The sequence below is a fragment of the Ulvibacterium marinum genome (assembly GCF_003626755.1).
Lineage (GTDB): Bacteria > Bacteroidota > Bacteroidia > Flavobacteriales > Flavobacteriaceae > Ulvibacterium > Ulvibacterium marinum.
Genome location: NZ_RBCJ01000001.1, coordinates 747,579 through 772,497, shown reverse-complemented (window position 1 = coordinate 772,497; position 24,919 = coordinate 747,579). Strand labels below are relative to the sequence as shown.

General features: G+C 41.9%; 18 protein-coding genes. 5 read left to right on the top strand and 13 right to left on the bottom strand.

Annotated elements, in window-relative coordinates; translation table 11 throughout:
• Positions 1–22 precede the first annotated feature (22 nt).
• From D7Z94_RS03360 to D7Z94_RS03345, 4 genes are all read right to left on the bottom strand, one after another.
• Positions 23–2,407, bottom strand: coding sequence for an ABC transporter permease (locus D7Z94_RS03360; protein ID WP_120710099.1), 2,385 nt, complete (start codon positions 2,405–2,407; stop codon positions 23–25).
• A gap of 100 nt (positions 2,408–2,507) precedes the next feature.
• Positions 2,508–3,203 carry an ABC transporter ATP-binding protein gene (locus tag D7Z94_RS03355; protein WP_120710096.1) on the bottom strand — a complete coding sequence of 232 codons (696 nt, stop codon included), beginning with the start codon at positions 3,201–3,203 and terminating at the stop codon, positions 2,508–2,510.
• A 169-nt stretch (positions 3,204–3,372) separates the two neighbouring features.
• Complete coding sequence (locus tag D7Z94_RS03350) at positions 3,373–4,623, bottom strand: efflux RND transporter periplasmic adaptor subunit (RefSeq protein ID WP_120710094.1); 1,251 nt, start codon at positions 4,621–4,623, stop codon at positions 3,373–3,375.
• Between the two features lie 14 nt (positions 4,624–4,637).
• Entirely contained in the window at positions 4,638–5,987 is a 1,350-nt protein-coding gene (locus D7Z94_RS03345) for a TolC family protein (RefSeq protein WP_120710093.1), read from the bottom strand.
• Positions 5,988–6,300: 313 nt separating this feature from the next.
• Here D7Z94_RS03345 and D7Z94_RS03335 point away from each other — a divergent pair, with 313 nt between their 5' ends.
• Positions 6,301–7,665, top strand: coding sequence for a sigma-54-dependent transcriptional regulator (locus tag D7Z94_RS03335; protein ID WP_120710090.1), 1,365 nt, complete (start codon positions 6,301–6,303; stop codon positions 7,663–7,665).
• Complete coding sequence (locus tag D7Z94_RS03330) at positions 7,665–9,014, top strand: sensor histidine kinase (RefSeq protein WP_120710088.1); 1,350 nt, start codon at positions 7,665–7,667, stop codon at positions 9,012–9,014. The genes D7Z94_RS03335 and D7Z94_RS03330 overlap by 1 nt, the downstream gene beginning before the upstream one ends.
• Positions 9,015–9,569: 555 nt before the next feature.
• Here the strand turns inward: D7Z94_RS03330 and D7Z94_RS03320 are convergent.
• The 4 genes from D7Z94_RS03320 to D7Z94_RS03300 form a co-directional block, all read right to left on the bottom strand.
• Positions 9,570–9,878 (bottom strand): hypothetical protein, encoded by a 309-nt coding sequence (locus D7Z94_RS03320; RefSeq protein WP_120710085.1) that lies wholly within the window; start codon positions 9,876–9,878, stop codon positions 9,570–9,572.
• Between the two features lie 268 nt (positions 9,879–10,146).
• Positions 10,147–12,090, bottom strand: coding sequence for a serine hydrolase domain-containing protein (locus D7Z94_RS03310; protein ID WP_120710082.1), 1,944 nt, complete (start codon positions 12,088–12,090; stop codon positions 10,147–10,149).
• Between the two features lie 12 nt (positions 12,091–12,102).
• The gene (locus D7Z94_RS03305; RefSeq protein ID WP_158594580.1) at positions 12,103–14,466 is read right to left on the bottom strand and encodes an ABC transporter permease; all 2,364 of its coding nucleotides are present in this window, start codon (positions 14,464–14,466) and stop codon (positions 12,103–12,105) included.
• 25 nt (positions 14,467–14,491) lie between these two features.
• Complete coding sequence (locus D7Z94_RS03300; protein WP_120710080.1) at positions 14,492–15,247, bottom strand: ABC transporter ATP-binding protein; 756 nt, start codon at positions 15,245–15,247, stop codon at positions 14,492–14,494.
• Positions 15,248–15,405: 158 nt separating this feature from the next.
• On the opposite strand from D7Z94_RS03300, the gene D7Z94_RS03295 reads away from it, so the two are divergent.
• Complete coding sequence (locus D7Z94_RS03295; protein WP_120710079.1) at positions 15,406–16,530, top strand: helix-turn-helix domain-containing protein; 1,125 nt, start codon at positions 15,406–15,408, stop codon at positions 16,528–16,530.
• Between the two features lie 31 nt (positions 16,531–16,561).
• On the opposite strand, the gene D7Z94_RS03290 is transcribed toward D7Z94_RS03295, so the two are convergent.
• From D7Z94_RS03290 to nirB, 5 genes are read right to left on the bottom strand one after another with little or no spacing between them, the layout of a single operon-like run.
• Complete coding sequence (locus tag D7Z94_RS03290; protein WP_120710078.1) at positions 16,562–16,927, bottom strand: DUF7009 family protein; 366 nt, start codon at positions 16,925–16,927, stop codon at positions 16,562–16,564.
• Between the two features lie 12 nt (positions 16,928–16,939).
• Entirely contained in the window at positions 16,940–18,787 is a 1,848-nt protein-coding gene (locus tag D7Z94_RS03285) for a sensor histidine kinase (RefSeq protein WP_120710077.1), read from the bottom strand.
• A gap of 28 nt (positions 18,788–18,815) precedes the next feature.
• Positions 18,816–19,406 carry a DUF4202 domain-containing protein gene (locus tag D7Z94_RS03280; RefSeq protein WP_120710075.1) on the bottom strand — a complete coding sequence of 197 codons (591 nt, stop codon included), beginning with the start codon at positions 19,404–19,406 and terminating at the stop codon, positions 18,816–18,818.
• Between the two features lie 16 nt (positions 19,407–19,422).
• Positions 19,423–19,800 carry a nitrite reductase small subunit NirD gene (gene nirD, locus D7Z94_RS03275; RefSeq protein ID WP_120710073.1) on the bottom strand — a complete coding sequence of 126 codons (378 nt, stop codon included), beginning with the start codon at positions 19,798–19,800 and terminating at the stop codon, positions 19,423–19,425.
• Between the two features lie 48 nt (positions 19,801–19,848).
• Positions 19,849–22,350, bottom strand: coding sequence for a nitrite reductase large subunit NirB (gene nirB, locus D7Z94_RS03270; RefSeq protein ID WP_120710072.1), 2,502 nt, complete (start codon positions 22,348–22,350; stop codon positions 19,849–19,851).
• A gap of 124 nt (positions 22,351–22,474) precedes the next feature.
• Here nirB and cobA point away from each other — a divergent pair, with 124 nt between their 5' ends.
• Both cobA and D7Z94_RS03260 read left to right on the top strand, forming a co-directional pair.
• Positions 22,475–23,251 (top strand): uroporphyrinogen-III C-methyltransferase, encoded by a 777-nt coding sequence (gene cobA / locus D7Z94_RS03265; RefSeq protein WP_120710071.1) that lies wholly within the window; start codon positions 22,475–22,477, stop codon positions 23,249–23,251.
• Between the two features lie 260 nt (positions 23,252–23,511).
• Positions 23,512–24,897 (top strand): CmpA/NrtA family ABC transporter substrate-binding protein, encoded by a 1,386-nt coding sequence (locus D7Z94_RS03260; RefSeq protein WP_120710070.1) that lies wholly within the window; start codon positions 23,512–23,514, stop codon positions 24,895–24,897.
• Positions 24,898–24,919 lie beyond the last annotated feature (22 nt).

Below are 24,919 nucleotides of genomic sequence, written 5' to 3'. Positions count from 1 at the left end.
TTTTTTGATGATACTCATTCCTTTATTCTGTACGTAAACTTTTTACCGGATTGGCCCTGGCCGCCTTTAGGGCTTGGTAGCTTACCGTAAACAAGGTTATCAGCAGTAGGCTCCCATTGGCCATACCGTACACCCACCATGAAATCTCCGTACGGTAGGCAAAGTTCTCCAGCCAATTGCCCATGAAATACCAGGCCAAGGGAGAGGCAATGATTCCCGCAATCAGGATGAGCTTTAAAAAATCCTGTGTAATTAACCACAAGATGCCCAGAACACTGCTTCCCAATACCTTTCGAATACCTATTTCCTTGGTTTTCTGTACTACAAAAAACAGAATCAATCCATAGATGCCCAGCGAACCGATAAAAATGGCCATTCCCGAAAAAACCTTGATCAATGAAAGAAAGCGTTGCTCCGTTTCATAGAGTTCCGCAACACGGTCGTCCAGAAAATCGTAATCAAAAATGTGATTTGGAAAAAGCGTTGTCCATTCGTTTTCAATATGCTGCAAGCTTTCCTTAGCGTGAGGCATGTTAATCTTTATCGCCAATTCGCTATAGTTACCGGGTTCCGGAGCAATAAATATCGGGTTGATATTCTCATGAAAGTCCCCATCGTGAAAATCAGCGATGACCCCTACAATATTGGCCTTGATGTATCCTCCGGCCAAGGTCAAGGGTTTCCCCAACAGCTCATCCAATGAACTTGCACCTATCCTTTTGGCAAAGGTTTCATTGACCAAAACCTCATCTACCGAGTCCTTTTCATAAAAGTTACGACCGGCTAAAAGTTGTAGGTCAAAGGTGCTGAGATAATCTTTGTCCGCAATTTTTGCCTGTATGGAGAACTCTTCATCCTCTGGATTGATATTGTACCTTAGATTCGTGCCCCATCGGTTCACCGCTGCACCAGGAGATGCAAAACAGGCCGTAATCTTTTCCACTCCCGAAAAGCTGGCTATGCGTTCCTTGATACTTTTGAGCTTAATGGACTCCAGCTTTTCCGGCATCCTAACCATGACTACTGCCGATTTGTCAAATCCCAAATCGGAATTTATGGCAAACTTTATCTGTTTGCTGATTACAATTGCCCCGATAATGAGCAAAATGGATATGGCAAATTGTGTGGTGACCAATACTTTCCGGGTAAGGTACCCTCCCGAATCCTTCTGGTTAAGCTTTCTTTTTAAAGCTAAGATCGGGGTAATCCGTGCCAACAAAATCCCTGGATAGCTTCCAGCGAGTAATGTGATTCCCCCGAGAATCAAAAGCCCAAATGCGAGAAAAGGCCATTGTAAAAGATCCGAGCTGGAAAGCTGTAGGTCAAAAAGTGTATTGAAATAGGGCAAGGAAGCTATACTTAATAAGATTCCCAATACCAGTGCAAAACAGGTAATCATAAAGGTCTCGGTCATAAATTGCCCGAACAACTGCCACTTAAAGCCTCCCAAGACCTTCCGGACCCCCACTTCCTTAGATCGGGTAACGGATTGGGCCGTAGAAATATTTATAAAATTGATGCTGGCCACGATAAGGATAAAGAACCCTATTAGGGAAAAAATCCATAATACCTTAACATCGACGCCACCTCCGTATTTTGAATTGAAGTGAATATCGGCCAATGATTGTAATTTGTAATGATGGACATTTTTGGCCTCTGGTAGAAATTTGGTAACATAGCCTGAAAGCACCTCTTCTATCTGTGCAATGTCCTGATCGGGACGTAAAAGGCCAAAGCATTGAAAACCGGAACTGATACCTCCCCAACTTTCGCTTCCTAAAAAATCATGGTATTTTTTAAATGTTTCAAACGATATGAAAATGTCTCTTTGTATAAGTGACGTCCTTGGAAGATCCTTGAGAATTCCGGTTACGGTTATGGTCTCCTTATTACCTAAAACAAACGTTTTATTGATCGGGTTTTGCGACCCAAATAGTTTCCGGGCCATGCTCTCTGTAACGACGGCGGTATTCGGGTTGGAAATGTCAATATCGTTGGAGCCGTCAACAAGCGGAAAATTAAATATCTCGAAAAAATCAGGTTCTGCAAACGCAATGCCTTCGTCCACCTTTATTTTGAGATTGGTTTCTTCTATGGAAATGATATCGTTCCAATCCGCTATTTTCGCCAATTTTTCGGCATAATCATAATCCTCTTTAAAGGCATTGGCAAAACCTGGGGGTACACTAGCAGAATAGTAAACTGTTCCATGGTGCTCTTCGGTAACGAACCTATAAATCCTATCCGAATTATGATGAAAAGTATCGAATTGAAGGTGATGGTTTACAAAGAGAAAGACCAAAACCGCAGTTCCAAAACCTAGGGCAAGTCCAAGGGTATTCATGGCAGCAAAGCCCTTTCTTTTTCTTAGGCTTCGCCAAGCGATTTTTAGATAGTTTTTAAACATGGCCCTCTCGCCTTATGATACTGACCCTCAGGGTTCTTTTCAGTATCTGATGATTGATGAATAAACTCCTTAATCCCAGGCTATTAGGCCCCGGACAAGTCTAGACCGTGGCGCCAATAGCCCTATTCTGGCTTTCCGTAACAATCTGTCCGTCAAAAAGATTTACAATGCGATGTGCAAAATGCGAATCGTGATCAGAGTGTGTTACCATAACTATGGTAGTACCCTCTTGGTTGAGTTCCGTTAGCAGGTTCATAACCTCCAATCCATTTTTGGAATCGAGATTACCTGTAGGCTCATCCGCCAATATCAATTTAGGGGTGGTCACTACTGCACGCGCAATGGCCACACGCTGTTGTTGCCCTCCGGATAATTGATGTGGGAAGTGTTTCTCCCGGTGTGCGATTTTCATCCGCTCCAAAACCTTCATCACTTTTTCCCGGCGTTCACTTTTGCCCATTTTAAGGTAAATCAAAGGAAGCTCCACATTTTCAAAGACGGTAAGTTCATCGATAAGGTTAAAGCTCTGGAATACAAAACCCAGATTCCCTTTTCGCAATTGGGTCCGTTGGCTTTCCCGGAGTCCGGCCACTTCATGGCCAGCAAACTGGTAACTGCCTTCGGTAGGATTATCCAGCATACCGATAATGTTCAATAAGGTGGACTTCCCACAACCGGACGGCCCCATTACGGCTACAAATTCGCCTTCCTCCACTTTTAGGTTTACTTGGTTCAAAGCCAAGGTTTCCACTTCCTCGGTTCTAAAACTCTTCTTTAATTCTTTAATCTGTATCATCATTTCCTGATTGGGTTTTACGCGTTATAATTAAGGACTTCCAAATTTCGTTTTGGTGACAGTTTTATTTCTTTTTTTAGTATCTCGCTTGTGTGCTTTTTATTCTTCCCCTTTAGTTCCGCTCATGTCTCGCTTCGTTTTCGGGTAGCTGATACGACAGTTCTAGAAGCTATTTCAACACGATCCGCTCCGCTTCCCCAAAGCTGTCGTAATTGCTCGTTATTACATTTTCACCATCCTGTAATCCTTCAAGCACCTCATAGAATCTAGAATTTTGTTTCCCGATTCTGATATTACGTCTTATAGCTTCATCGCCACCGTTACCGACGACAAAAATCCACTGACCTCCGGTGCTTTGGAAAAAACTTCCCTTGGGCAGTAATAAGGCATCCGATGATTCGCCTAACTGCAATTTGATATTATAGCTTTGCCCGGTCCGTATGGTTTCCGGTTTTTCTTCGGTAAAGACCAAATCCACTTTAAATTTTCCATTCCGAACTTCGGGATAGACCTTACGCAAGCGCAACGGATATTCCTTGCCTGTTCGTTCCAAAATAGCGGTCAAATCACGTTGCACCCGATCTATATAGTGTTCATCTATGTCGGCCTCTATCTTAAAATCGGTAAGCACATTGATCTGCCCGATACGCTGGCCCTGGGAAATGTTCTGGCCGATCTCCGCATCCAAAAAACCCAATTGGCCGTCTGCCGGTGCTCTTACATTTAAATGATCCAGGCGCTGATAGACCATGCCTAATGTTTTCTGCATGCGGTTTAAATCGGCTTCCAAAACCGGCAAGGAATTATTTCTCAATTCATCATCGTTCTCCGTTTGCACTTTTACTATCTCATACTGTTTTTGTGACAGTTCATAGTTCTCCTTAGAGACTAGATAGTCTTCTTGCGATATGAGTTCCTCTTCATAAAGGGACTTATTCTGTTCATAGTTCCGTTTTGTCCGAGTCAGGTCGTTTTGGGCGGTGGCTAAATTTCTTCGCCCTTCTACTTGGCGTGAATCAAAAGTCAACTTCGTAGAACGCAAATCGTTCTGTTTCAATGCCAAACTACTCTCGCTCTGTAATATCTGCTCATAGAGAAAAATATTATCCAGTTTCAGAATGATATCGTCTTTTTTGACCATGGTCCCTTCCTCAATCAATTTTTCAGCCACCCTGCCTCCTTCATAAGCATCCATATAAATGGTGGTAATAGGGGCCACAAAGCCATTAATGGTAATGTAGTCATCAAATTTCCCTTGGGTGACCTCCGCTATGGAAAGTTTGTCCTTTTCGGTCCGAAAGGTGGAAACGGAACTGGCGAACAGTAGTTGATATGCCGTAAAAAGTAACAATACCCCTAGGGCAATATAGCCGTAGTGTTTTGGTCGTAGTCCTTTTTTCTTTTCAAGTTGAATATCCATAAATCGTATTTCCTTTAGTTAATGTCAAATACCGGTAGGCCCCTATAAAAATCCAATGTGCTTTTGTTGACTTCCAAACGGAGCCTTACCTGTAAGTTTGTGTTTTGGGCGCTGGCAAACAAGTTTTTAGCCGTAAAAAGTTCCAGCGCATTGATCAATCCTTTTTCGTATCGCTTTTGGGCAATGGTAAAGGCCAGGTTCTGTGCCTCTACGTTTTGACCACTTTGCTCATATTCTACCTGAAGGGCCTTATATTCCTGAACCAATTGTTGAATGGTCTGAAAGAGGACCTGTTTTTGTACATCCAAATTGTTCTCTGCCCTAAGACGTTCAATTTTATTCTGCTTTACCCTAGACCGATTGGCCCATCTATTGCTAATGGGTATGTTAAGACCAACCCCGACAAATTGAAAGGTATTGTCCCGGAATTGTTGGCGAAAGGGAATGGTATTTCCTTCCAAAGTGTCCCGGGTCGTTTCAAAATATCCAGTACCTACGCCCCAAAATAGGGACAATGAAGGATATAATACTCCTCTGGACGCGGCAACCTGTTTTTTTGCGGCCTTCGCCCGAAGTTCCTGTGCCTTGATCAAGGGTAAAAAGCTTTGGGCCTCGGCAAAGATGGAATCAGATTGGATTTGTACCGATTCATCAGGGGTTTCTTTTTTTGCCATCACAGGTTGTATAGTAATATCATCAGTGTTTTCAAGGTTCATTTCCTGAATCAGTTGCAGCTTTGCCGTTACCAGCTGATTTTCACTTTGGGTAAGGTTCAATTTATCGGCCAATAAAAGGGATTCCGCCTCATAAAGATCGGCACCCGCCATAAGGCCCAATTCAATTTGTTTTTTTACCAAATCGAAATTGGATTGGGACACCGCCACTTGTTCCTTTGAAATAGCGACCAATCCCTCAAAAAACTGAATATCGTAAAAGGCCTGCATCACTCGGAATGCCAACAGGTATTTTTGCTGAAGGGCTTCCTCTTTGGTGGCCTTGTATAAAAATTTGGAGGCTTTGATGGAGTTCAGCTTTTGAAAGCCTTGGAACAAATCTATGGATGCGTTCAAATTATAACTATTGGAAAAAAATTCAGTAGTTACTACGTCATTGGTAAAAGGGTCAGTACTACGCCCAAAGTTGATGACGTAATCTGTTCGTCCACTTATGTCAGGTAGCAGATTCCGGATGGATTGCCTATAGGTCTCCTTATTGGACTGGGCCGTATATTCAAAATCGTTAAGCGGTAAGTTGTGCTCCATGGCATAGGATACACATTCATCCAGCGACCACTTTTGTTGGGCCGACAGATGTACGGAAATAAAACCTATGAGGAACATGATGATTTTTACTTTTAAATTCATTTTGTAATCCTTGTGCCAAAATGTACGCTATTGTTGTGCCAAATATTTATAGTGTTGGAATACAGTGTTTTACAATTTATTTTTATGTTGGTTAGTATTCCGACTGTAAAAAAGTTATACAGATAGTGTCCAAAAAATTGACACTGGTTTAAAAAACTCAATTTCAAATTGTAGCTTTATTAGGTCTTTGCGATGCATGAAGTAATCCGTTCCTTTTTGCAAATGGTTTTGCCGGATTTGTTCCCACATATTCGCAGGGATTTGAATCCATATTATAATTTCTGCCCTACGAAAAGGGCGCATACCTTTTTTCATGCTAGACGCCAATATCTTAGTGATCGATGACAACAAAAGTGTGCTGAGCGCCCTGGAGATATTGCTTCAATTTGAATACAAGAATGTTGCGACTATCTCCAATCCCAACCAGATATCTTCCTTCCCTGGATTTCAGAATTTGGATATTGTTCTATTGGATATGAATTTCTCCGCTGGAGTAAACACGGGTAACGAAGGACTGTTTTGGTTAAAGGAAATTAAAAAGAAAGCACCCCACATTTCCGTAATCATGATGACCGCCTACGGGGCTGTAGATTTGGCCGTAAAGGCTATAAAGGAAGGAGCTTCCGATTTTATTTTAAAGCCCTGGAACAATGAAAGGTTGTTGACCACCGTAAAATCGGCCTACGCGCTACGGAAGTCACAAAAACAGGTTAAGGAGCTAAAGCAGAAACAAGACAACCTAAAACAGGTCATCAATCAAAAGAAACAGTACATCATTGGAAATTCCAAGGCGTTACATTCCGTTCTTAACTTAACCCGCAAAGTTTCCAAAACAGATGTAAACGTTTTGATTACTGGTGAAAATGGTACCGGGAAGGAATTAATTGCCCGTGAACTCCACCGGACGTCCCATCGTAGCCAAGAAGTATTCATTTCCGTAGATATGGGTTCCATCTCCGAATCCCTTTTTGAAAGCGAGCTTTTTGGGCATCTCAAAGGGGCATTTACGGATGCAAAGGAAGACCGAGCCGGAAAGTTCGAGGCCGCTAACGGAGGCACCCTTTTTCTTGATGAAATTGGAAATTTATCATTGCAGACACAGGCCAAATTGTTGTCCGCTATTCAGCATAAGACGATAGTACGTGTGGGATCCAACAAATCCATTCCGGTCGATATCCGGCTTATATGCGCTACCAATAGCGATCTGGAGAAAATGGTCTCCGATGGCCTCTTCAGGGAAGATCTACTTTATCGTATCAATACCATTCAAATCAATGTCCCTCCTTTACGGGAAAGGGAAGGAGACATTCTGATATTGGCCGATTTTTATCTCAACAGGTTCATGTCCAAATATGGGAAACAGGGTCTACGTATAAATCAGGCCGCCCAAGAAAAATTAACGGCCTATAGTTGGCCGGGGAATGTTCGTGAATTACAGCACACTTTGGAACGTGCGGTTATTCTCTCCGAGAGCGCTGTATTAAAACCTGAGGATTTTTTATTGACCGCCTCCGTGGCCATTTCCATGGAAACCGGGCCCAACACCCTTGAGGAAATGGAACTTCTTATGATCAACAATGCCTTAAAACAAAATAATGGGAATTATAGTGCCGCGGCCGAGCAATTGGGAATTTCCCGGCAGACCCTTTACAATAAATTGAAAAAATTGGGCAACTGATGGCAAGTCGCAATTTTTATTTTCAACTTATCCTAAGGGTGCTGCTCATCACCTCCACTTCCATTGCATTGGCCATTTCATATGTGAATCAATGGTTCCTTGCCACAGGTATCCTAGCTATACTTTTGGTGTCCCAGACCTATTTTTTGATTACGTTCATTAATTCCACCAATCGAAAAATCGCTTATTTTTTTGATGCCATAAAAAATGAGGACTTCACCTTACGATTCCCTGAAAGGGTCTCCATTGAATCCTTCAAAGAACTTAACCGAAGTCTAAACCGGGTAAACGGACTTATTCAAGAAGTTCATCTTCAACTACAGATTCGGGAACAGTACTACCAACAAATTTTAAAACAGGCCAATATTGGTATCATGACCTTCAACAAAAAGGGCCACATTCTGTTTTCCAACCCAACTTTGGAGAAGCTGTTGAACTACAAACCGTTGAACCATATTAAACAATTGGCCCAAGTGGATCAAAGCCTTTATGAAATTTTCGCAAAGTTGGAACCTTTTGATCGCGAGCTTGTGCAATTGACCAACGAGCGTGAAAAAACCCATCTGGCCGTAAAGGCAACTTCCATGTCCTTAGATAGGCAATCCCTTTTGCTAGTGACCGTTCAGGATATCCACAAAGAATTGGACGAAAAGGAAACCGATTCATGGATACGCCTTATTCGGGTATTGAACCATGAGATTATGAATACCATTACCCCTATTACCTCTATTTCAGAGTCCATTTTGAAATACTATCAGCCCAAAGATGGTTTGGCGCCTTCCGAATACATCACCGAGGATTTGGTAAAAAATACCGCCAAGGGTTTAGGGGTAATACAGGAGCAAGGAAGAAATCTCATGGATTTTGTACAATCCTATCGTAGTTTTTTGAGTTTACCGCCTCCGGACAAAACCTTGGTTCCCGCACAAAAGTTGTTGGACAATGTAAAAACCCTTATGGATCAGCAGAGCCAAAACAATGCCATTTACTTTGAAGCAAAGGCAGATCCCGTAAATCTAGAGCTTTTTATTGATGAAAAACAAATTTCCCAGATACTGATCAATCTTTGCAAGAATGCCTCGCAGTCTTTGGAAGGCAAGGAAAAAGGAACTATTAAAATTCTGTCTGGCACCAACGAAATAGGTAAAAAGTTTATCGAGGTATGGGATAACGGCCCTGGAATTCCAGAAGATCTTATTGACGAAATCTTTGTGCCCTTTTTTACTACCAAAAATGCAGGAACCGGTATTGGCCTCAGTTTGTCCAAACAGATTATGCATCTGCATGGAGGAAACATCAAGGTGCGTTCCGTACCAAATAGGGAAACGTCTTTCCTACTTACTTTTTAGTACTATTGGATTTTCGGACAAAAGAGAATGGAAAACCAACGAAGAAGCTTTTAGAGAAGTAACCTATTATAATGGCAAATTAGTCAATGTTATTGCATGGACAAATTCGAAAGCACTCTTTTAGGTCAACCTTTTCCTTGATATAAAAAAGGAGGCGAATTTCGCCTCCTTTTTGGTTCCATGATACCATGCTTGAATGTACAAGCCGCCTTTTTTACTTTTGTCCCAGCCAAACAACCTATAATGCCCTTCTGGCGAGAGGGGGGTGAGATTCCCTATAGCTTTGATGCTTAATTTGTTTGATTTTCCCCTTTTGTGAAGGTTGAACCAAGCTTTCACGGATTTTGCCTACAAAAACAATGGTTAGAATAAAACTACAGGCTAGGAGCTTATCTAGGAAAATAGCTCCGTTCATAAAGGAAAACAAGTTCAAAAGTATTAGAAAAACCATGCCCAAAATTGGTAAAAAAATTTTCTTTTTCAGCTGCATTTTAAATTCTTTAAAGTTTATTGTTATTCGTGTAAGGTGCTCGAATTGGTGTGCTTAAAACAGTATTAAGAATTGATGGTAATTTCAAGGGTACCATTTATTTTGAAGGTGTGCCCCAAATTGGACGCCTCTTTGATAAAAGCCTTTGCAATTCTTTTTTCTTCCTCAAGCTCTGCAATACGACCATCAAGTTGGTTGGTCTCCCGTCCGTGATCTCCTTCCCAGATTTGAAGCCTTTGAATTTTGTGAAAGTTGATTTTTTCATCTAATAGGGCATTCACAACAAAAGAGGCTTCGGATCGGGTGAACTCTCCTTTGACCAATTGAATTTTTTGTTCTGTTTTTTGCGCCTTGCTCAATTCTTTTGTTTCCATTTTAATTTTTTTGACAGGTTTCTATAAACTTTGGCACAAAGGTTATTATTTTTTTGCATTAATTTATATTTATATTTATTATGTGTTGTATTAATTTTTTTAATGAATGGTAGTTTGCCATAAATCCAACAGGGCTTAAAATCACAATGAAACCAGCGAAGTACATAAACATTTTGATAGTCCTTTTGCAAAGTGCCTAAACGCTTCAGAGGAGGTTTTGGTGGGTAAAATAATGATTGAAATAGCCACTATCTTGTTGAACCTTTGGTCAATGGCTCCCAACTTTCAGGGAGTTCAATAAGGGCATTATTACCTGCTGTAGGACTAAAGTGTGATCCTCCCTTTTCGTTGAAACCTTGAAATAAACAGGGACATCTTGCATTTTACTAATAAAGATGGTGCACACTTCCATTTGTCCGTTTTTTGAGCTTATAGTACTTTGATGCTTCCAAACAAACTGTCCTTTTCTTATACTAAACCATGGACTTCGATTAGATGTAGGTCCCGAAATAGAATCAGACCGAGCATCCAAATCCTTGTTTCTACTTAAGCCCCTTGTGTACCCCCATAATCGAGAACTTGGGTTTTTCGGATCCCTAACGACAAAGCCATTGGGAGTTTCTTGAAGTTCCCAGTTATTAGGTATTGGGAAATGTAAAGAGCCCTCTATACTTGCCGTCCTGTAATTTTGAATACGTTGTTCATTGACTTCTTTATATTCCGTGCCAGAACAGAAAAGGCCTTTAACCTGGCCGTCCGGGGTCAACTTAAATTGCAACTTCTGCGGAATTCCCATACTACGCCCGATAGCCAATGAAGGTGAAGCAAAATCCAATTCAAAATGGTTTATGGTGTCTTGTCCACGAGTCACTATGGCTTCTAGACCCTCCGCACTTTGGTGTTTTATATGCAATGAAAGCCCAAAATTCACCCAAAAGTCCCCTCCTCCTACCTGGACAAAATTACCAAGATATTTCTCGGCCTCTACTGCCTCAAGTTCAAAATCATTGCATGAGGAATCAGGTATGTTGGGCTTACCAAAAGAGGTAACCGAGTCTCCAGCGGTAATATGTAGTATGTTATTCGCTATATTATAGATGGTGGGATATTGATATTGATCAATAAAGGTCAGGTCCAGATTGGCCAATACCGTTACGGCCAAATTATTGGTCAAATCGATCATGGTCATAGAGGACATTTTGCCGGTGCTTCCCCCATGATGAACAATTTTTCTGCCCTCAATTTCAGATAGCATCCACCCAAGACCATAGTGTATGGGTTTGTCATCCCCTCCTTCCTCCCGCGTTAATCCAGGAAACGAAATGTTGGGGGACCACATTTCCGTTATACTCTTCTTTGAGAGCATCCGAGCATTTCCATGTTTTCCTCCATTGAGCAAGGCCATCAGATACTTTCCAATATCCTCGGCGGTCGAGCGAGTAAACGATCCGGCAGGAATATATTCCCCGGACTCAAACTGCTTTTCCCTGGACGCCGGGTATGCCGACTTAATTCCATGATAATGCCCTTCCAATGCTCCCATAGCATTAAACCTCGCCGGATCCGTTGAGGTATGCTTCATTTCAAGGGGACCAAATATTCGCTTATCCAGATATTCCTTATACGGTAGCCCTGATACCTCACTAATCAAATAACCGGCAATACTAAAACCTAGATTGCTGTATTCATATGCAAATCCGGGTTCTTTTGTGATAAAGGTGCCTTTTAGGTTCCGTGTCAATTTCTCCAAGGCCTTGTCCGAAAGGTCATATGTAGGTTCTGGGCTGGCCTGAAGTCCGCTTGTATTACTAAGTAGCATCCGAACCGTGATTTTATCGCTCATATCCTTATTGGCAGTTCCAAACCAAGGAAGATATTTGACTAAGGGTTCGTCCAATTCCAAATTTCCTTGTTCAACCAATTGCATGATGCCCATTGCGGTCAATGATTTTGTAAGCGACCCTATGGCGTTCACCGATTTCTTGGTAAAAGGAGCGGACAGGTTTAATTGCTCCTTTCCAAAGCCTTTTGCATATAAGTATCCGGCATTGTTAACAACAACTACTGAAAACCCAGGGATTACATGGTTTTCATATACCTCCGTCAAATAGCGATCCAACTTCCCAAGTTCTTGGGCACCACCGATGTTGATTACCCCTAAAAAAGATATTACAAGAAAAAAGAGCTTTATCATCCGCGAGATTATTGCCATGGTTCAAGGAGTTTAAAGGTTGGAGATTATTCTAAAATTTATTTTTCGCACGGCAGCCGCGGCAAACCATGTGGATATTGCCCCTAATACAAAAAGGACAACCATTGACACTACCATTCCCATTGAGGATGGGATAAAAGGGAAACGGACCAAGCCAATATCGGCAGTAAGGAAATTCATTATTTTAGGCCCTAACCAAAGGGATAAAGGAATCCCTATGAACATCCCCAAAGCCAAACTCATAATTGTCTTCCAGAGTAAAATCATTCTCAAATCCTTGGTTGTAAATCCAAGGGACTTGAGTTTTACAAAGGATATTTTATGCTGTTGGATATAGATGTTCTGATCATTATAAATAATCAAAACCAAGACCAGAACGAAGAACAAGGAAATGGTAAAAACCGCTATTCGTATATTCATAACCATGGATACCATGGCTTTTCTTTCTTCCACACTCAGTTCGGTCCGGATGGTTTCACCAAATTGGTTTTCCAGCCGTAATCTAAATTCGTCCCGCTCTACGTTGGGGTACAATTCCAAGCCATAAAATTGGGGTTCAAATAATGGGTTTAATTCCAATAAAGCTTTCTCTTGCAAACGAAAGCCCTTTCCAAAATTCCCAACATCCTGATATATGCCCGTTATTGAGAATACTTTTTTTTGCCCCTCGATAAAAACAGCGATACTATCACCGACTTGTTTTTCAAATTCCTCCGCTGTTCCCACACAGAGTGCTATCTCGTCTGCCCCATTAGGATGATTTCCCATAATGTTTTCCAATCCCGTTTTGGAAATTGCACGGGAATAGACTTTTCCCTGTAGTTCCTTGATCGTTTTATTGTTCTGGGAGAGTATAAAAAGATTGGTGTAATTATACGGGGATATCGTTCGTATTTCGTCATCGTATCCCTCCAGCATTTCCATAAATTGGCTGTGCTTGAGAGCAAGAACAACGGAGCTACTGCGGTTGACCACAACATCGGCATTATCAAAACCCCACGAAGTACGGTCCGTATGGATTTTGTCAAAGGAATTGGCGATGTTCACACAAAAAATGACCACAAATACAATTCCTGCCGTATTGATTCCCATGAGAATCAGATTCCTTTTTTGGCTACTTAAAAAACGTTCCCCCAATAACAGCGATAATGGAAGCCATGAAGAAGAAAATGCTTTAGATGCTTTTTTGGAAGGGCGTCCATTGGTTTGAAAAGAGTTCCGAATGGCCTCTACGGGTTTTACAAGACCCGCCTTTCTAGCAGAAAAAAACGAAACCGCAAAAATCAAAAACAACGTTATCCCAAAAGACACCAATACTGGCGTACTAAGGTCATACGTAAAATTCGGGATCCCCATGGGTTCAATGATCCAATTGACCACACCTCTAACCACGAACCATGAGACAAACAACCCTAATGGAAGTGCCACCAAGGCAAGAAAGCCCATTTGCATTAGATATAGCGTTACCATATTCCCTGGGGTAAATCCCAACCCCTTTAGAACCCCAATTTGTTTATAATCAGAAAAGACGTGACTTGAAATGGTGTGATTGATTATGAGGAGCGATATCAAAAGTCCCATAACCGAAAAAATCAATAAAACAGAGCTCAACAGTGTGTAGAGGCTTGTGAAAGCCCTTTTAAAAAGTGGATATTGAAGGCTCTTTCCGGAATAGTCAAAATTTTCGTTGAAACGTTTCCAAAACGTATCCAACTGCGCCCTGTCCCTAAGCCTAATTCCGATCATATTGTTGTTCAATTCGGAAAGGGGTGCCAAAAAAGGTAGTTCGCCCGGAGCCACCCAGGCACGGGTAGGGTTGAAAATAGCGCTCAAGTAATGAGGGTCTACCACAAATGCCGAGATTCTGAGCTCCCGTAACGACCCATTTATACTCAATCCGAGGGTGTCACCCAATTGTAGGTCAAAACTTCTTTCAAAGTGACTGGGGAGCCATATTTCACCATGATTGGGATGTTCATTGGATTCTCCTTTTAGAATCCGAATCTGATCCTGGGTAAAGTGGTCAGTGTTGTGTTCCGTTAACTGAACACTGAGGTCTATTTCTCTTTCCCCATGAATAAGCGGTGCATTCACCATCATATAGGGGCTTGATGCCGACACGTCCAAGACCTCATCTTGCTTGGAAAACCATTGGGTAATTTTATCCTTATCATCGTCTCTAGTATCGAACAGCAAAAGAATTTCAGAGGCCTTAAGGTTGTTAAAAGTGATATCAAAAGGTTGTCCGATGATGCGCAGCAAGCTAAGGGCTATGCTCAGCAGAAGAATGGTCAAAACCAAACTTAACCCTACCAACAGGAACTCTCTTTTGCGTTTGATAAGGTATTTTAGATGTATAAGTAGAAGACTTCTCATATCCATTTCTTTTTATAGACTATACTTACCAGCCCAAAGACCGTAACCAGCCTAACAATGCTTCATTACGTTTTTCCAAATCATTGTTTTTTTCAAATTTGAAAGAGTCTACCAACTGCCCATCCTGTATAAAGAGAACCCTATCCCCATAACAGGCGGATTTCGGGTCGTGGGTAACCATCAGTATGGTCTGTCCCTCGTTATGAACCTTTTTAAAGCAGGAAAGCACCTTTTTAGAGGCCGAGGAATTTAAGCTGCCCGTAGGTTCGTCGGCCATGAGAATCTTCGGGTTATTCACTAGGGCCCGGGCAATGGCACATCGCTGGCGTTCCCCTCCCGAAACCTGTGAGGGCAATCTATCCGCTAGGCCTTCCAATTCCAATTCCTTCATTAGCAGAGATGTCCTTGCTTGAACCACTTTCCTGTCCCGCTTGGACAAGTAGCCTACAATGAGTATGTTTTCCTTGAGACTTAGCTCGGAGATGAGATTATGGTCCTGAAAAACAAAACCGATATGGTTTCTTCTAAAAAGGGCCATGGCCTTTTCGCCAAGCTTATGAATTGGAGTATTGTTCAGGAAGATCTGTCCTTGGGAGGGATGGTCCAATCCACTTAGCAAATACAGCAGTGTCGATTTCCCCGATCCGGAATTCCCCATGATAACGCTAAACTCTCCTTTATTTATTTCAATAGTTACATTGGCAATACCGGTATGATTCTTCGAGCCTCCATTAAATGATTTGCTTAACGCTTTTGTCTTTACAATTGGAGCAATATCCATGTTATGTGATTTTTGAATTTCACTGACAAAACACGAATAATTGAAGATGATAAGCGCTGCAACATGAAGGTTGGTACCATTTCCGTGAGATATGAGACCAAATCCTGTAAAGTGATCCTCGGTTCTTTTTACAAATCTCTACCTTTAATGAAAAAACAATGCAGTACCTGTTTGTTGCCAGCGGGAGCTTGACCCTTTTTATCATTGCATTGATTTTGGGAAAGCGGAACAAATCCTTGCCAAACCGAATTCTTGTGGTTTGGCTGATTGTGTTCGTTGCAAATCTGATTTCCCTTTTCGTGCTTTATGAGGCCACCTTGCCATTTTCATTGGGGCAACATTTAATTCTTGAGTTCAGCGAAGTTTCCATTTTTGCTCATGGGCCGTTACTTTGGCTGTACACCAAATCACTGACCGAAGAAGGCTTTTGCCTAAAGTGGAAATATGTTTATCATTTCATTCCGTTTGGCATTGGGTACTTTCTTTTTTTAATTCAGATTTTTTCCAACACGGAAATGGCCTCGATTACGAGAAACACGATTACCATCCTAAAGATGAGTAGCCTCTTGGCGTATCTTATCCTTGTGCTTGTAAAGCTGAAAGAGCATAGGACACATGTAGCACATATTTTCTCCAATGTGGAGCATAAGAATTTAGATTGGATCAGTTTTCTAAGCTGGGGTATCCTCATCATATGGTTTATTGCCGGTTCCGGTTTATTGCTGGATAGGTTTACGGCAATAGTGATTCCACAATATGGAGGGGGGATTGCCCATTTTGCCATCTGCCTGTTCATTTTCCTGATGGGGTATTTTGGTCTTAACCAACCTTCCGTGTTCATTGCTTCGCAATATCCGGATTCTTATTCCAATACTAGGCCGGAAGGAGAAATGGCAAAGGTCGACTCCTTGAAGTATAAGAATTCCGGCTTGGATGCAAAAGGATCCAAACAGATACAGGCAGCCTTGTTGGAATTGATGAAAACCGCAAAACCTTATTTGGAGAAGGAGCTCACTTTGTACAATCTGGCCGAGAAGTTAAAAGTGCAACCCAATCATTTGTCCCAAGTCATCAATAGTCTTGAGGGGAAAAACTTTTTTGATTTCATAAATATGTACCGTGTGGAGGCATCAAAAGAAAAAATACGGCTGGGGGACTATCAAAACCTCACTCTTTTAGGAATAGCATTTGAAAGTGGATTTAATTCCAAAGCATCGTTCAATAGAGCCTTTAAAAAGTTTACCGGTCAAACCCCGACCGAATATAAAAAGGATACTAATTAGCTTAGGGAATCATTTCTCACAAATGATTCCACTATAACAATTTTGGATTTGGATAGTTATCAGATTGATCCTCTATGGTATTGTCCAAACACGTAAAGTCCTTTTCCACCAAAAGGGAAAGAGCACCGCGATTGTTCCAATCTACCGAGTTGACATAGCCTACGCGATTGTTGTTGGCCCAGGTTAAAAGTTCCTCTTGGGGAAGGTAAAGGGTGATGGTGTCTCCCACAAAATCAGCTTCCAATTCTTTGATTCCCGCTTTGCCCTCAAGGGCATAAATTAGGGTTTTTGTCCCAAAGTTCGTCGTTTCCTCATATCGGCCTTTTTGGCAAAAAGCCGCTACCTCCGGTTTGGTCAGCCGGATCCGTACTGAATTGCCTTTGATTCTTATCTTCATATTCTTCCTTATTTATGAATTGTCCAACATAGCTTCGCCAACTTTATAGTTGATAGTTACCCTCGTGCCTTCCCCGGGTATAGAATTGATGAATAAGCGTCCGTTAATATAATTTACGCGTTCTTTCATGAAAAAGACTCCCATACCTCCCTCGCTATTCTTTTTGGCCACCTTATCCAAAACTGAAGGATCAAAGCCTTTACCATCATCATCAATTACCACGCTCAAAAGCCCGTCAACATGGTTGATAGTGACCAGAATATAGTTGGCCTCTGAATACTTTATGGCATTGTTGACCGCCTCCTGCGTTACCCTGTATATGTTTGTTTCGGCCAACGAATCAAAACGGATATTTTCCTCGGTCTTGTTCTCAAACAAAATGTTTTCCCCCGTAAGCTTACTCAGTTCAGTGGTCATTTTTTGTAGTGCCGGGAAAATGCCATGGTCTTCCAATTCTGGTGGGGTAAGGTTAAAGGTTGCCGTGCGCACCCCTTTTATCAAGTCTGAAGCAAGAGTTTTCAAGTAAGCGATTTTTTCTTTGGTCTTTTCCTTCTGGTCTAAGTTTATGGATTCGATATTGAACTTTAGGGCTGTGAGCATCTGCCCTATACCATCATGGATGTCCTTAGCGATACGCTTTCGTTCTTCTTCCTGTCCCTCCACGATCTGGCTTGCCTGCAACTGTTTTTGTTGCATGCGCTCCTCATAATTCTGTTTGGTCAGTTCCTCTATTTTTAACTGGTTCTTTTTGCGTTCCGTAATGTTAGAGCATAATATTAGCACGCTTTGTTCCAAGCTGGATTGGTGCATGGGGATAATGGACATGTCCAACCAGAGATGCGTTCCGGTTTTGGTCGTTATCTCAATTTCCTCGTTGCGAATGTTCTTTCGCTTGCTTGTGACTATTTCGCGAAGGTATTGTTGTTGCCCTTCATCTTCAGTAAGGATTTCAGAAAGAGGTGAGTTCAACTGTACATTGGGAACACCCAATAAATTCATAAATTTTTTGCTTATGAATACCACCGTTCCATTTTTTCGAATACTTGCGAAAAGGGCGGCGTTGTCAATTACAAAATTGAGCTCCTGAAGCTGCTGTAATGAGCGTTCCTTTTCTTCAAAGAGACGTTTGACCTTAGAGGCGGTATTGTCCGATTCTATTTGACTTTGGATCAATTTAGAAATAGTCTCCCGAATCTGTATGGAAAGGGGCCTAAAAATAAAGGCCACTTCCAATAACAGAATCAACAGGGACAAAGCCAACAAGAGGTACTCCTTTAGCTTTAGTCTTTGAAGTTTTTCTTTGCTTAAGGCATCGTATTCATTAACTATAGCATCCATTTTTATCAGAAAATCACCTTCATTGTCCAAGAGCACTTGAAGCTGACTTTCATATGCATCGGCGGGAATATTTGGTTTAGAGCCTTCGCTTAGCATAGTTTCTGCTGCATTGACCATGGCTTGATGATGCGGATTCAAATCTTTAAACAAACTTAAAATAGTTTTGTTCTCCTCCTTGGGAAGGCCAATGCTATCGTTGCCATTTTGAAGCCCCGCATGGGATGTCTTCCACACAAATAGTGTTTGTTTTAAGTCTTCTCGAATCCTTTCTTGTGCTTTAGTATCCGATTCAGCGGTTTGAAGTAGTAAAGCTTCTTTAACCAATTTTTGACTAAAAGCTCTTTGCCGCCCTGCCACATTGATGACCCTTGAGTCGTTCAACTGTAAATTCAGATGCTGTTGAATCAGTATTTGGGCAACGATAATTGTTAAGGCAATAGTAGCAATAGCTAACAGGTACCACTTCCTAACCCTTAAAAAAGTAGCAGTATCCAGTGCCTGTTGTTGCTTTTGGTTTTCCATAGCGGATAACGTAAATCAAAGTTTGAGGTTAGCCTGATACAGCTTTCGTTACCATAGCTAATGCCCTATCAGAAAATGGGATTTGCAACGCCGCTTGCCGACCCTTATCCGACATTTTGCGCCAGGTCTTCTGAAGAATGTCGATCACCTTCATCTCATCATGCTTTTTGGCAAAAGGCTCGAAGTAATGTTTTAAAAAAACCAAACAAATCACATCTTCAAGGATTTGGGTTTCCTCGTTTTTTTTTAGTTGTTTCTTTAAAAGCAAAAATTCAACTTGTCCGATAGTCTCTTGATCATAGCCGACCTCTTTCAAGATCGCCTTTGCCTTGGATGCATGGAATTTCTTTAATTCTTGACGCCATTTCAGATATCCCACACGGTTCATTTCGTAACGATTCCTAGGGATTTCCCACCGGCAAATATGTTGGCATCTCGTGGTAAGTTTCAGTGCTTCCGAAGCGTTAGGGGCAAAGACGTTAAGGGTCTCTGTCATTCTTAGTGCATAAAGCACTTCCTTAGGGTAGCTTTTCCCGTTAAAAGTTTCAGTGTTTGGGTCATTACCATTGGCTATATCAAAAAGATGAAAGGCTTTTGCCAATTTGTCCGTATCGCCCATAAGTGCCTATTAAGAGTCATTCTGAGAAGCCAATATACACAAAGTTATTCTCAATTCTTACGGGATAGGTAGCAATGGCGTCCAAATTTCCATTGAGGTTTTCCCCGGTCTTTAAAGAGAAGGTATTTTTATGCAGTGGACAGGCCACTTTGGGCTGGTCGCCATCCACGCCAACCATTCCTCTTGATAATACCATTTCCATTTTATGAGGACATAGGTTTTGACAGGCGTACCACTCTCCTTTTCGAGTAAAATTGAAAACGGCAATTTGCTTGTCCTTATATTTCACACAGGCTCCTCCATTCTTTGGGAACTTGGAGACCTCAGCGGCCTTGAACCAAATGGTCACTTCTTCAAGCCTTGTGGCTTGGAATGTATTCAATGCTGATATCATAATTCAAATTTTTGCGGTAGTATTAATAGAAGTTGGAGTCCTTAAAAATCAGGTCCAGGCTTTGGGCATCTTCTGTCCACGCATAGGCACAAACTCGATATTGCTATCCTTTTCTTCAGAATTGACAAAGTGGGTATACCTTGCCCGGATCTCCGGTGTTTCCACAGCTTCTTTCCACTCACATTTGTAGGTGTCCGTATACTGTTGCATTTCAGCATCCAGTTCTTCTCCCATACCCAAGGAATCATGAATCACTACATTTTTTAAGTAGGTGATTCCGCCTTCCAATTTTTCGAGCCAAGCAGCAGTTCGGGTCAAAGGTGGAGCGGTTTTAATGTAGAACATCAAAAAGCGGTCTACATATTTGACAGCGGTCTCTTTGTCCACTTTTTCCGCCAACAGTTCGGCATGCTTCGGATTCGCTCCTCCGTTACCGCATACGTATACATTCCAACCTCCTTCAACCGCTATAAAACCAAAATCCTTGCAACGCGCTTCGGCACATTCACGGATACACCCTGAGACTCCTCCTTTCATCTTATGAGGAGAACGGATGCCTTTATACCGATTTTCAATTTCAATAGCGAAGCTTACACTCTCATCCATTCCATACCGACACCATGTGGACCCCACACAACTTTTTACGGTTCGCAAAGCTTTTCCGTAGGCATGCCCGCTTTCAAACCCTTCCTTTATAAGTTCTTCCCAAATCAAAGGAAGTTCATGTAATTCAGCCCCGAACATATCAATACGTTGTCCACCAGTGATTTTGGTATATAGGTCATACTTCATACCAATGCGCCCCAAAGCCATCAATTGTTTAGGAGTGATTTCGCCCCCTGCTACCCTGGGAACTACAGAATAGGTCCCATTGCGTTGAATATTGGCCAAATACCGGTCGTTCGAATCTTGAATAGTTTCCTGCCGATTTGCCGTCTCATTGTACACACTGGCAAAAATAGCAGCGACGGCAGGCTTGCAAACCTCGCAGCCGTCCCCTTGACCCACGGTATCGAGCAGCTCGTCATAATCTTGAATATTGCGGAGTTTTACAATATCGTATAATTCCTGACGTGAATAATCAAAGTGTTCACAGATGCGTATTTTGACGGTCTTCCCAAGAGATTTTAAACTTTCCATGACCAAATCCGAGATCATAGGCTTGCAACCTCCACAACCTGTAGTGGCTTTGGTAGATTTAGCTATGCTTTTTACACTTTCATGCCCTCCTTCGATAACAGCACAGCAAATAGCTCCTTTGGTCACGGACTCACAGGAACAGATTACAGCTTCATCGGGAAGCTCCATTACATTGCCCATGGCAGCTCCGTCGCCCCCACGAGCACCCAAAATCAAATCCTCAGGATTTTCTGGTAATGGCATCTCATTCTGTTGAAGTTGCAATAACATATTGTAATCCGAAGCATCTCCCACCAAAATACCGCCCAACAGTTTTTTTCCATCTTTGGAAACATTGATGCGTTTGTACAACCCCTGTAATTTGTTTTCAAAGACAATGGCGTGTGCTTCTTCTTCTGAAGTGAAAGGATTTCCGAAACTTGCCACATCGACACCAATAAGTTTCAGTTTGGTGGACATATCAATACTCTTGGCCATTAGGGTTTCCCCTCCTAAAATCTGATCCACGGCCACCTGTGCCATTTCATAGCCCGGAGCGACCAAACCATATATCATTTGATTGTACAGGGCTACTTCGCCTATGGCGAAAATATTAGGGTCTGAAGTACGCATGGTGTTGTCCACCACAATCCCTCCACGAATACCAACTTCAAGGTCACATGTCTTGGCCAATTCATCCCGCGGACGAATGCCCGCCGAAATAATAAGCATCTCCACAGACAACGCATCTCCTTCGGAAAATTCCATTCCTTGTATGCTTCCATTCCCTAAAATTTGTTGGGTAACTTTATTCAAATGAACGCTTATTCCTAATTCATTCATTTTAGTTGCCAAGGCTGCGCTACCATCATCATCCAATTGGCGTGGCATCAATCTTGGGGCAAATTCCACTACATGGGGTTCCAGACCCATATCTTTCACGGCCTTAGCCGCTTCAAGACCCAACAGGCCACCACCCAGCACCGCAGCTCTACTTCCTTTGATGTTCGAGGCATAACTTAGGGTCTCCTCCAAATCCTCTATGGTGCGATATACAAAAACCCCCTTTTTGTCAACCCCCTTTATAGGTGGTACAAAAGGGACCGAGCCTGTGGCCAAAACCAGATAATCGTATGAAAAAGATTTTTTGCTTAACGTTATTATGGTCCTTGTTTCTTTCTGAATGTCCACCACACGTTCATTGGTATATAGTTCAATACCATTTTTCGCGTACCACGACCGTGGAGCAAGGGTCAATTTTTCAGCATCGCCATTTTCAAAGAATTCACTAAGGTGTACTCTATCGTAAGCCACCCTAGGTTCCTCTCCAAAAACAATGAGTCTAAAATTTTTGCCGGCTTCTTGTGCTACAAACTTTTCACAGAATTTATAGCCTACCATTCCATTTCCGATTACCAATACAGTTTTCATATTTACTTGGATTTAAAACTGAATCACAATTTTACGTATAATTACGTATTTTTTGTATAATTTTATCGAAAAAATTACGTATTCTTGTTGAGGAATTGATAAAACCAGCCTGTAAATAATTGCAATGATACAATCGAAAAACCCACCTAGAGTTAGCTTAGTAGGTGCTGGGCCTGGCAGCAAAGACCTTATTACCATTAGAGGTTTAAAGGTTTTGCAAAATTCAGATGCAGTTTTATATGATGCTTTGGCAGCTAAGGACCTATTGGATGAAATTGCGAAAGATGTTCCGAAAATATACGTAGGTAAGCGCTGTGGAAAACACTTTGCCAAACAAGAAGAAATCAACCAATTATTAGTAGAATGCGCGTTTAATTACGGGCATGCCATACGCTTAAAAGGAGGCGATCCCTTTGTTTTTGGAAGAGCCTTGGAGGAGGTTTCCTATGTAGAATCTTTTGGAATCCCTGTTGAAGTCATCCCCGGTGTTTCGAGCGCTATTGCGGTACCTTCCGGCCAGGGCATTCCATTGACCCAAAGAGGAGTCGCGAGTAGCTTCTGGGTGATGACAGGGACCAAAAGGGATGGGGATTTTTCCGAAGATTTGAAATTAGCGGCCCAATCATCCGCAACCATGGTGATTCTAATGGGTGTCCGAAAATTTGTAGATATTGCCCAGGAAATCAAAAAATATAGGGGTGAGCTTACGCCCATAGCACTTGTTCAAAATGGAACTCTAAAAAACGAAGCCTGCATCATCGGTACTTTGAGCAGTGCCGAGATTCTATTTGAATCTGTAGATGTTTCAATGCCCGGTATCATTGTAGTAGGTAATGTGGTCTCTGAACACCCTTCCTTTTTTGAGGACGAAATACAACGTGTTTTACATTCTGCAATTTAAATCACAACTATCATACTGTAATAGGTATACCTGCGCAACTTTAACTCTTCCCTTAGCATCCTGAAAGGTCCACCCTTTTTCATATTCAATAATATTGACGTCTTTTTTTTGACATCTCTCAAATTTTGGATTCCAGGAATTTCCATCTACATAAAAATACGTAGAATTATGTTTTTTCTTAAGTAAACTACGTATTAATACTTAAATAATATAGTATGTTTGTTGTATAGATAAGTAACCTATTATAAAACATACGTATTATGAAATCAATCGTGAAAAAAACCTTCGCCACCTTGCTTTTGCTAGCCATGGTCGCTTGTGGCGGAAAAGCCGAAAAACAGTCGAAAGAAATGGCACAGGCCGACAGCCCTGCAAGTTCATTGGAAATAGAGAAACCACAATTGACTTTTGGTTTTATTAAGTTGACCGATATGGCTCCTTTGGCCATTGCCAAAGAAAAAGGCTTTTTTGAAGATGAAGGCTTATTTGTTTCCGTTGAGGCACAATCCAATTGGAAGAATGTATTGGACCGTGTCATTGATGGCCAATTGGATGGTTCACATATGCTATCTGGCCAACCCATTGCCGCAGGAGCTGGATTTGGAAGACAGGCTGAACTGGTAACGCCTTTTTCTATGGACCTTAATGGAAATGGAATCACGGTATCCAATGATGTATGGTCCAAAATGAAGCCCAATGTGCCCAAGGGAGCTAACGGGAAACCTGCACATCCGATCAAAGCCGATGCCTTAAAGCCTGTAATCTCAGAATACAAAAACAGTGGCAAGCCCTTTAAGATGGGTATGGTATTCCCGGTATCCACTCATAACTATGAAATCCGTTATTGGTTGGCTGCTGCGGGCATTCATCCGGGCATGTACACCGCTGATAACGTGCAGGGGCAGATTGATGCCGAAGTTCTACTATCCGTAACACCTCCTCCACAAATGCCAGCAACTTTGGAAGCAGGAACCATTTACGGTTACTGTGTGGGAGAGCCTTGGAACCAACAAGCCGTTTTTAAGGGTATCGGCGTACCCGTAACTACCAATTACGATATCTGGAAAAACAATCCGGAGAAGGTATTTGTGATGACCAAAAAGTTTGTTGATGAAAATCCAAATACGGCTATTGCAGTGACCAAAGCATTGATTCGTGCAGGGAAATGGTTGGACGAGCCTGAGAATCGTCCCGAAGCTGTGAAGATTCTTTCCATGCCACAATATGTTGGTGCTGATGAAGTGGTATTGGCCAACTCTATGACCGGAACCTTTGAGTTTGAAAAAGGTGATAAGCGTTCCATGCCAGATTTTAATGTGTTCTACAAGTACAATGCCACCTATCCTTTCTATTCCGATGGTGTTTGGTTCTTGACCCAAATGCGTAGATGGGGACAGATTCCAGAAGCGAAGCCTGCCGATTGGTATGACCAAACCATAAAGGACATTTACCGTCCCGATATCTGGAAAAAAGCTGCTGAGCTACTGGTTGCAGAAGGGCATATCCCGGCTTCTGACATTCCGGTCACGGATGGATATAAACCCGCCACTTCAGATTTTATTGATGGCAATACCTATGATGCCAAAGATCCCATAGGCTATATCAACAGTTTTGAAATTGGAAATAAAGACAATTCCTCTTTATAAAATACGGTAAAAAAATATAATC

Excerpts from the sequence above, each read along its gene's own strand:
- D7Z94_RS03360 (WP_120710099.1), bottom strand. The coding sequence starts at position 2,407 with ATGTTTAAAAACTATCTAAAAATCGCTTGGCGAAGCCTAAGAAAAAGA.
- D7Z94_RS03355 (WP_120710096.1), bottom strand. The coding sequence starts at position 3,203 with ATGATACAGATTAAAGAATTAAAGAAGAGTTTTAGAACCGAGGAAGTG.
- D7Z94_RS03350 (WP_120710094.1), bottom strand. The coding sequence starts at position 4,623 with ATGGATATTCAACTTGAAAAGAAAAAAGGACTACGACCAAAACACTAC.
- D7Z94_RS03345 (WP_120710093.1), bottom strand. The coding sequence starts at position 5,987 with ATGAATTTAAAAGTAAAAATCATCATGTTCCTCATAGGTTTTATTTCC.
- D7Z94_RS03335 (WP_120710090.1), top strand. The coding sequence starts at position 6,301 with ATGCTAGACGCCAATATCTTAGTGATCGATGACAACAAAAGTGTGCTG.
- D7Z94_RS03330 (WP_120710088.1), top strand. The coding sequence starts at position 7,665 with ATGGCAAGTCGCAATTTTTATTTTCAACTTATCCTAAGGGTGCTGCTC.
- D7Z94_RS03320 (WP_120710085.1), bottom strand. The coding sequence starts at position 9,878 with ATGGAAACAAAAGAATTGAGCAAGGCGCAAAAAACAGAACAAAAAATT.
- D7Z94_RS03310 (WP_120710082.1), bottom strand. The coding sequence starts at position 12,090 with ATGGCAATAATCTCGCGGATGATAAAGCTCTTTTTTCTTGTAATATCT.
- D7Z94_RS03305 (WP_158594580.1), bottom strand. The coding sequence starts at position 14,466 with ATGAGAAGTCTTCTACTTATACATCTAAAATACCTTATCAAACGCAAA.
- D7Z94_RS03300 (WP_120710080.1), bottom strand. The coding sequence starts at position 15,247 with ATGGATATTGCTCCAATTGTAAAGACAAAAGCGTTAAGCAAATCATTT.
- D7Z94_RS03295 (WP_120710079.1), top strand. The coding sequence starts at position 15,406 with ATGCAGTACCTGTTTGTTGCCAGCGGGAGCTTGACCCTTTTTATCATT.
- D7Z94_RS03290 (WP_120710078.1), bottom strand. The coding sequence starts at position 16,927 with ATGAAGATAAGAATCAAAGGCAATTCAGTACGGATCCGGCTGACCAAA.
- D7Z94_RS03285 (WP_120710077.1), bottom strand. The coding sequence starts at position 18,787 with ATGGAAAACCAAAAGCAACAACAGGCACTGGATACTGCTACTTTTTTA.
- D7Z94_RS03280 (WP_120710075.1), bottom strand. The coding sequence starts at position 19,406 with ATGGGCGATACGGACAAATTGGCAAAAGCCTTTCATCTTTTTGATATA.
- nirD (WP_120710073.1), bottom strand. The coding sequence starts at position 19,800 with ATGATATCAGCATTGAATACATTCCAAGCCACAAGGCTTGAAGAAGTG.
- nirB (WP_120710072.1), bottom strand. The coding sequence starts at position 22,350 with ATGAAAACTGTATTGGTAATCGGAAATGGAATGGTAGGCTATAAATTC.
- cobA (WP_120710071.1), top strand. The coding sequence starts at position 22,475 with ATGATACAATCGAAAAACCCACCTAGAGTTAGCTTAGTAGGTGCTGGG.
- D7Z94_RS03260 (WP_120710070.1), top strand. The coding sequence starts at position 23,512 with ATGAAATCAATCGTGAAAAAAACCTTCGCCACCTTGCTTTTGCTAGCC.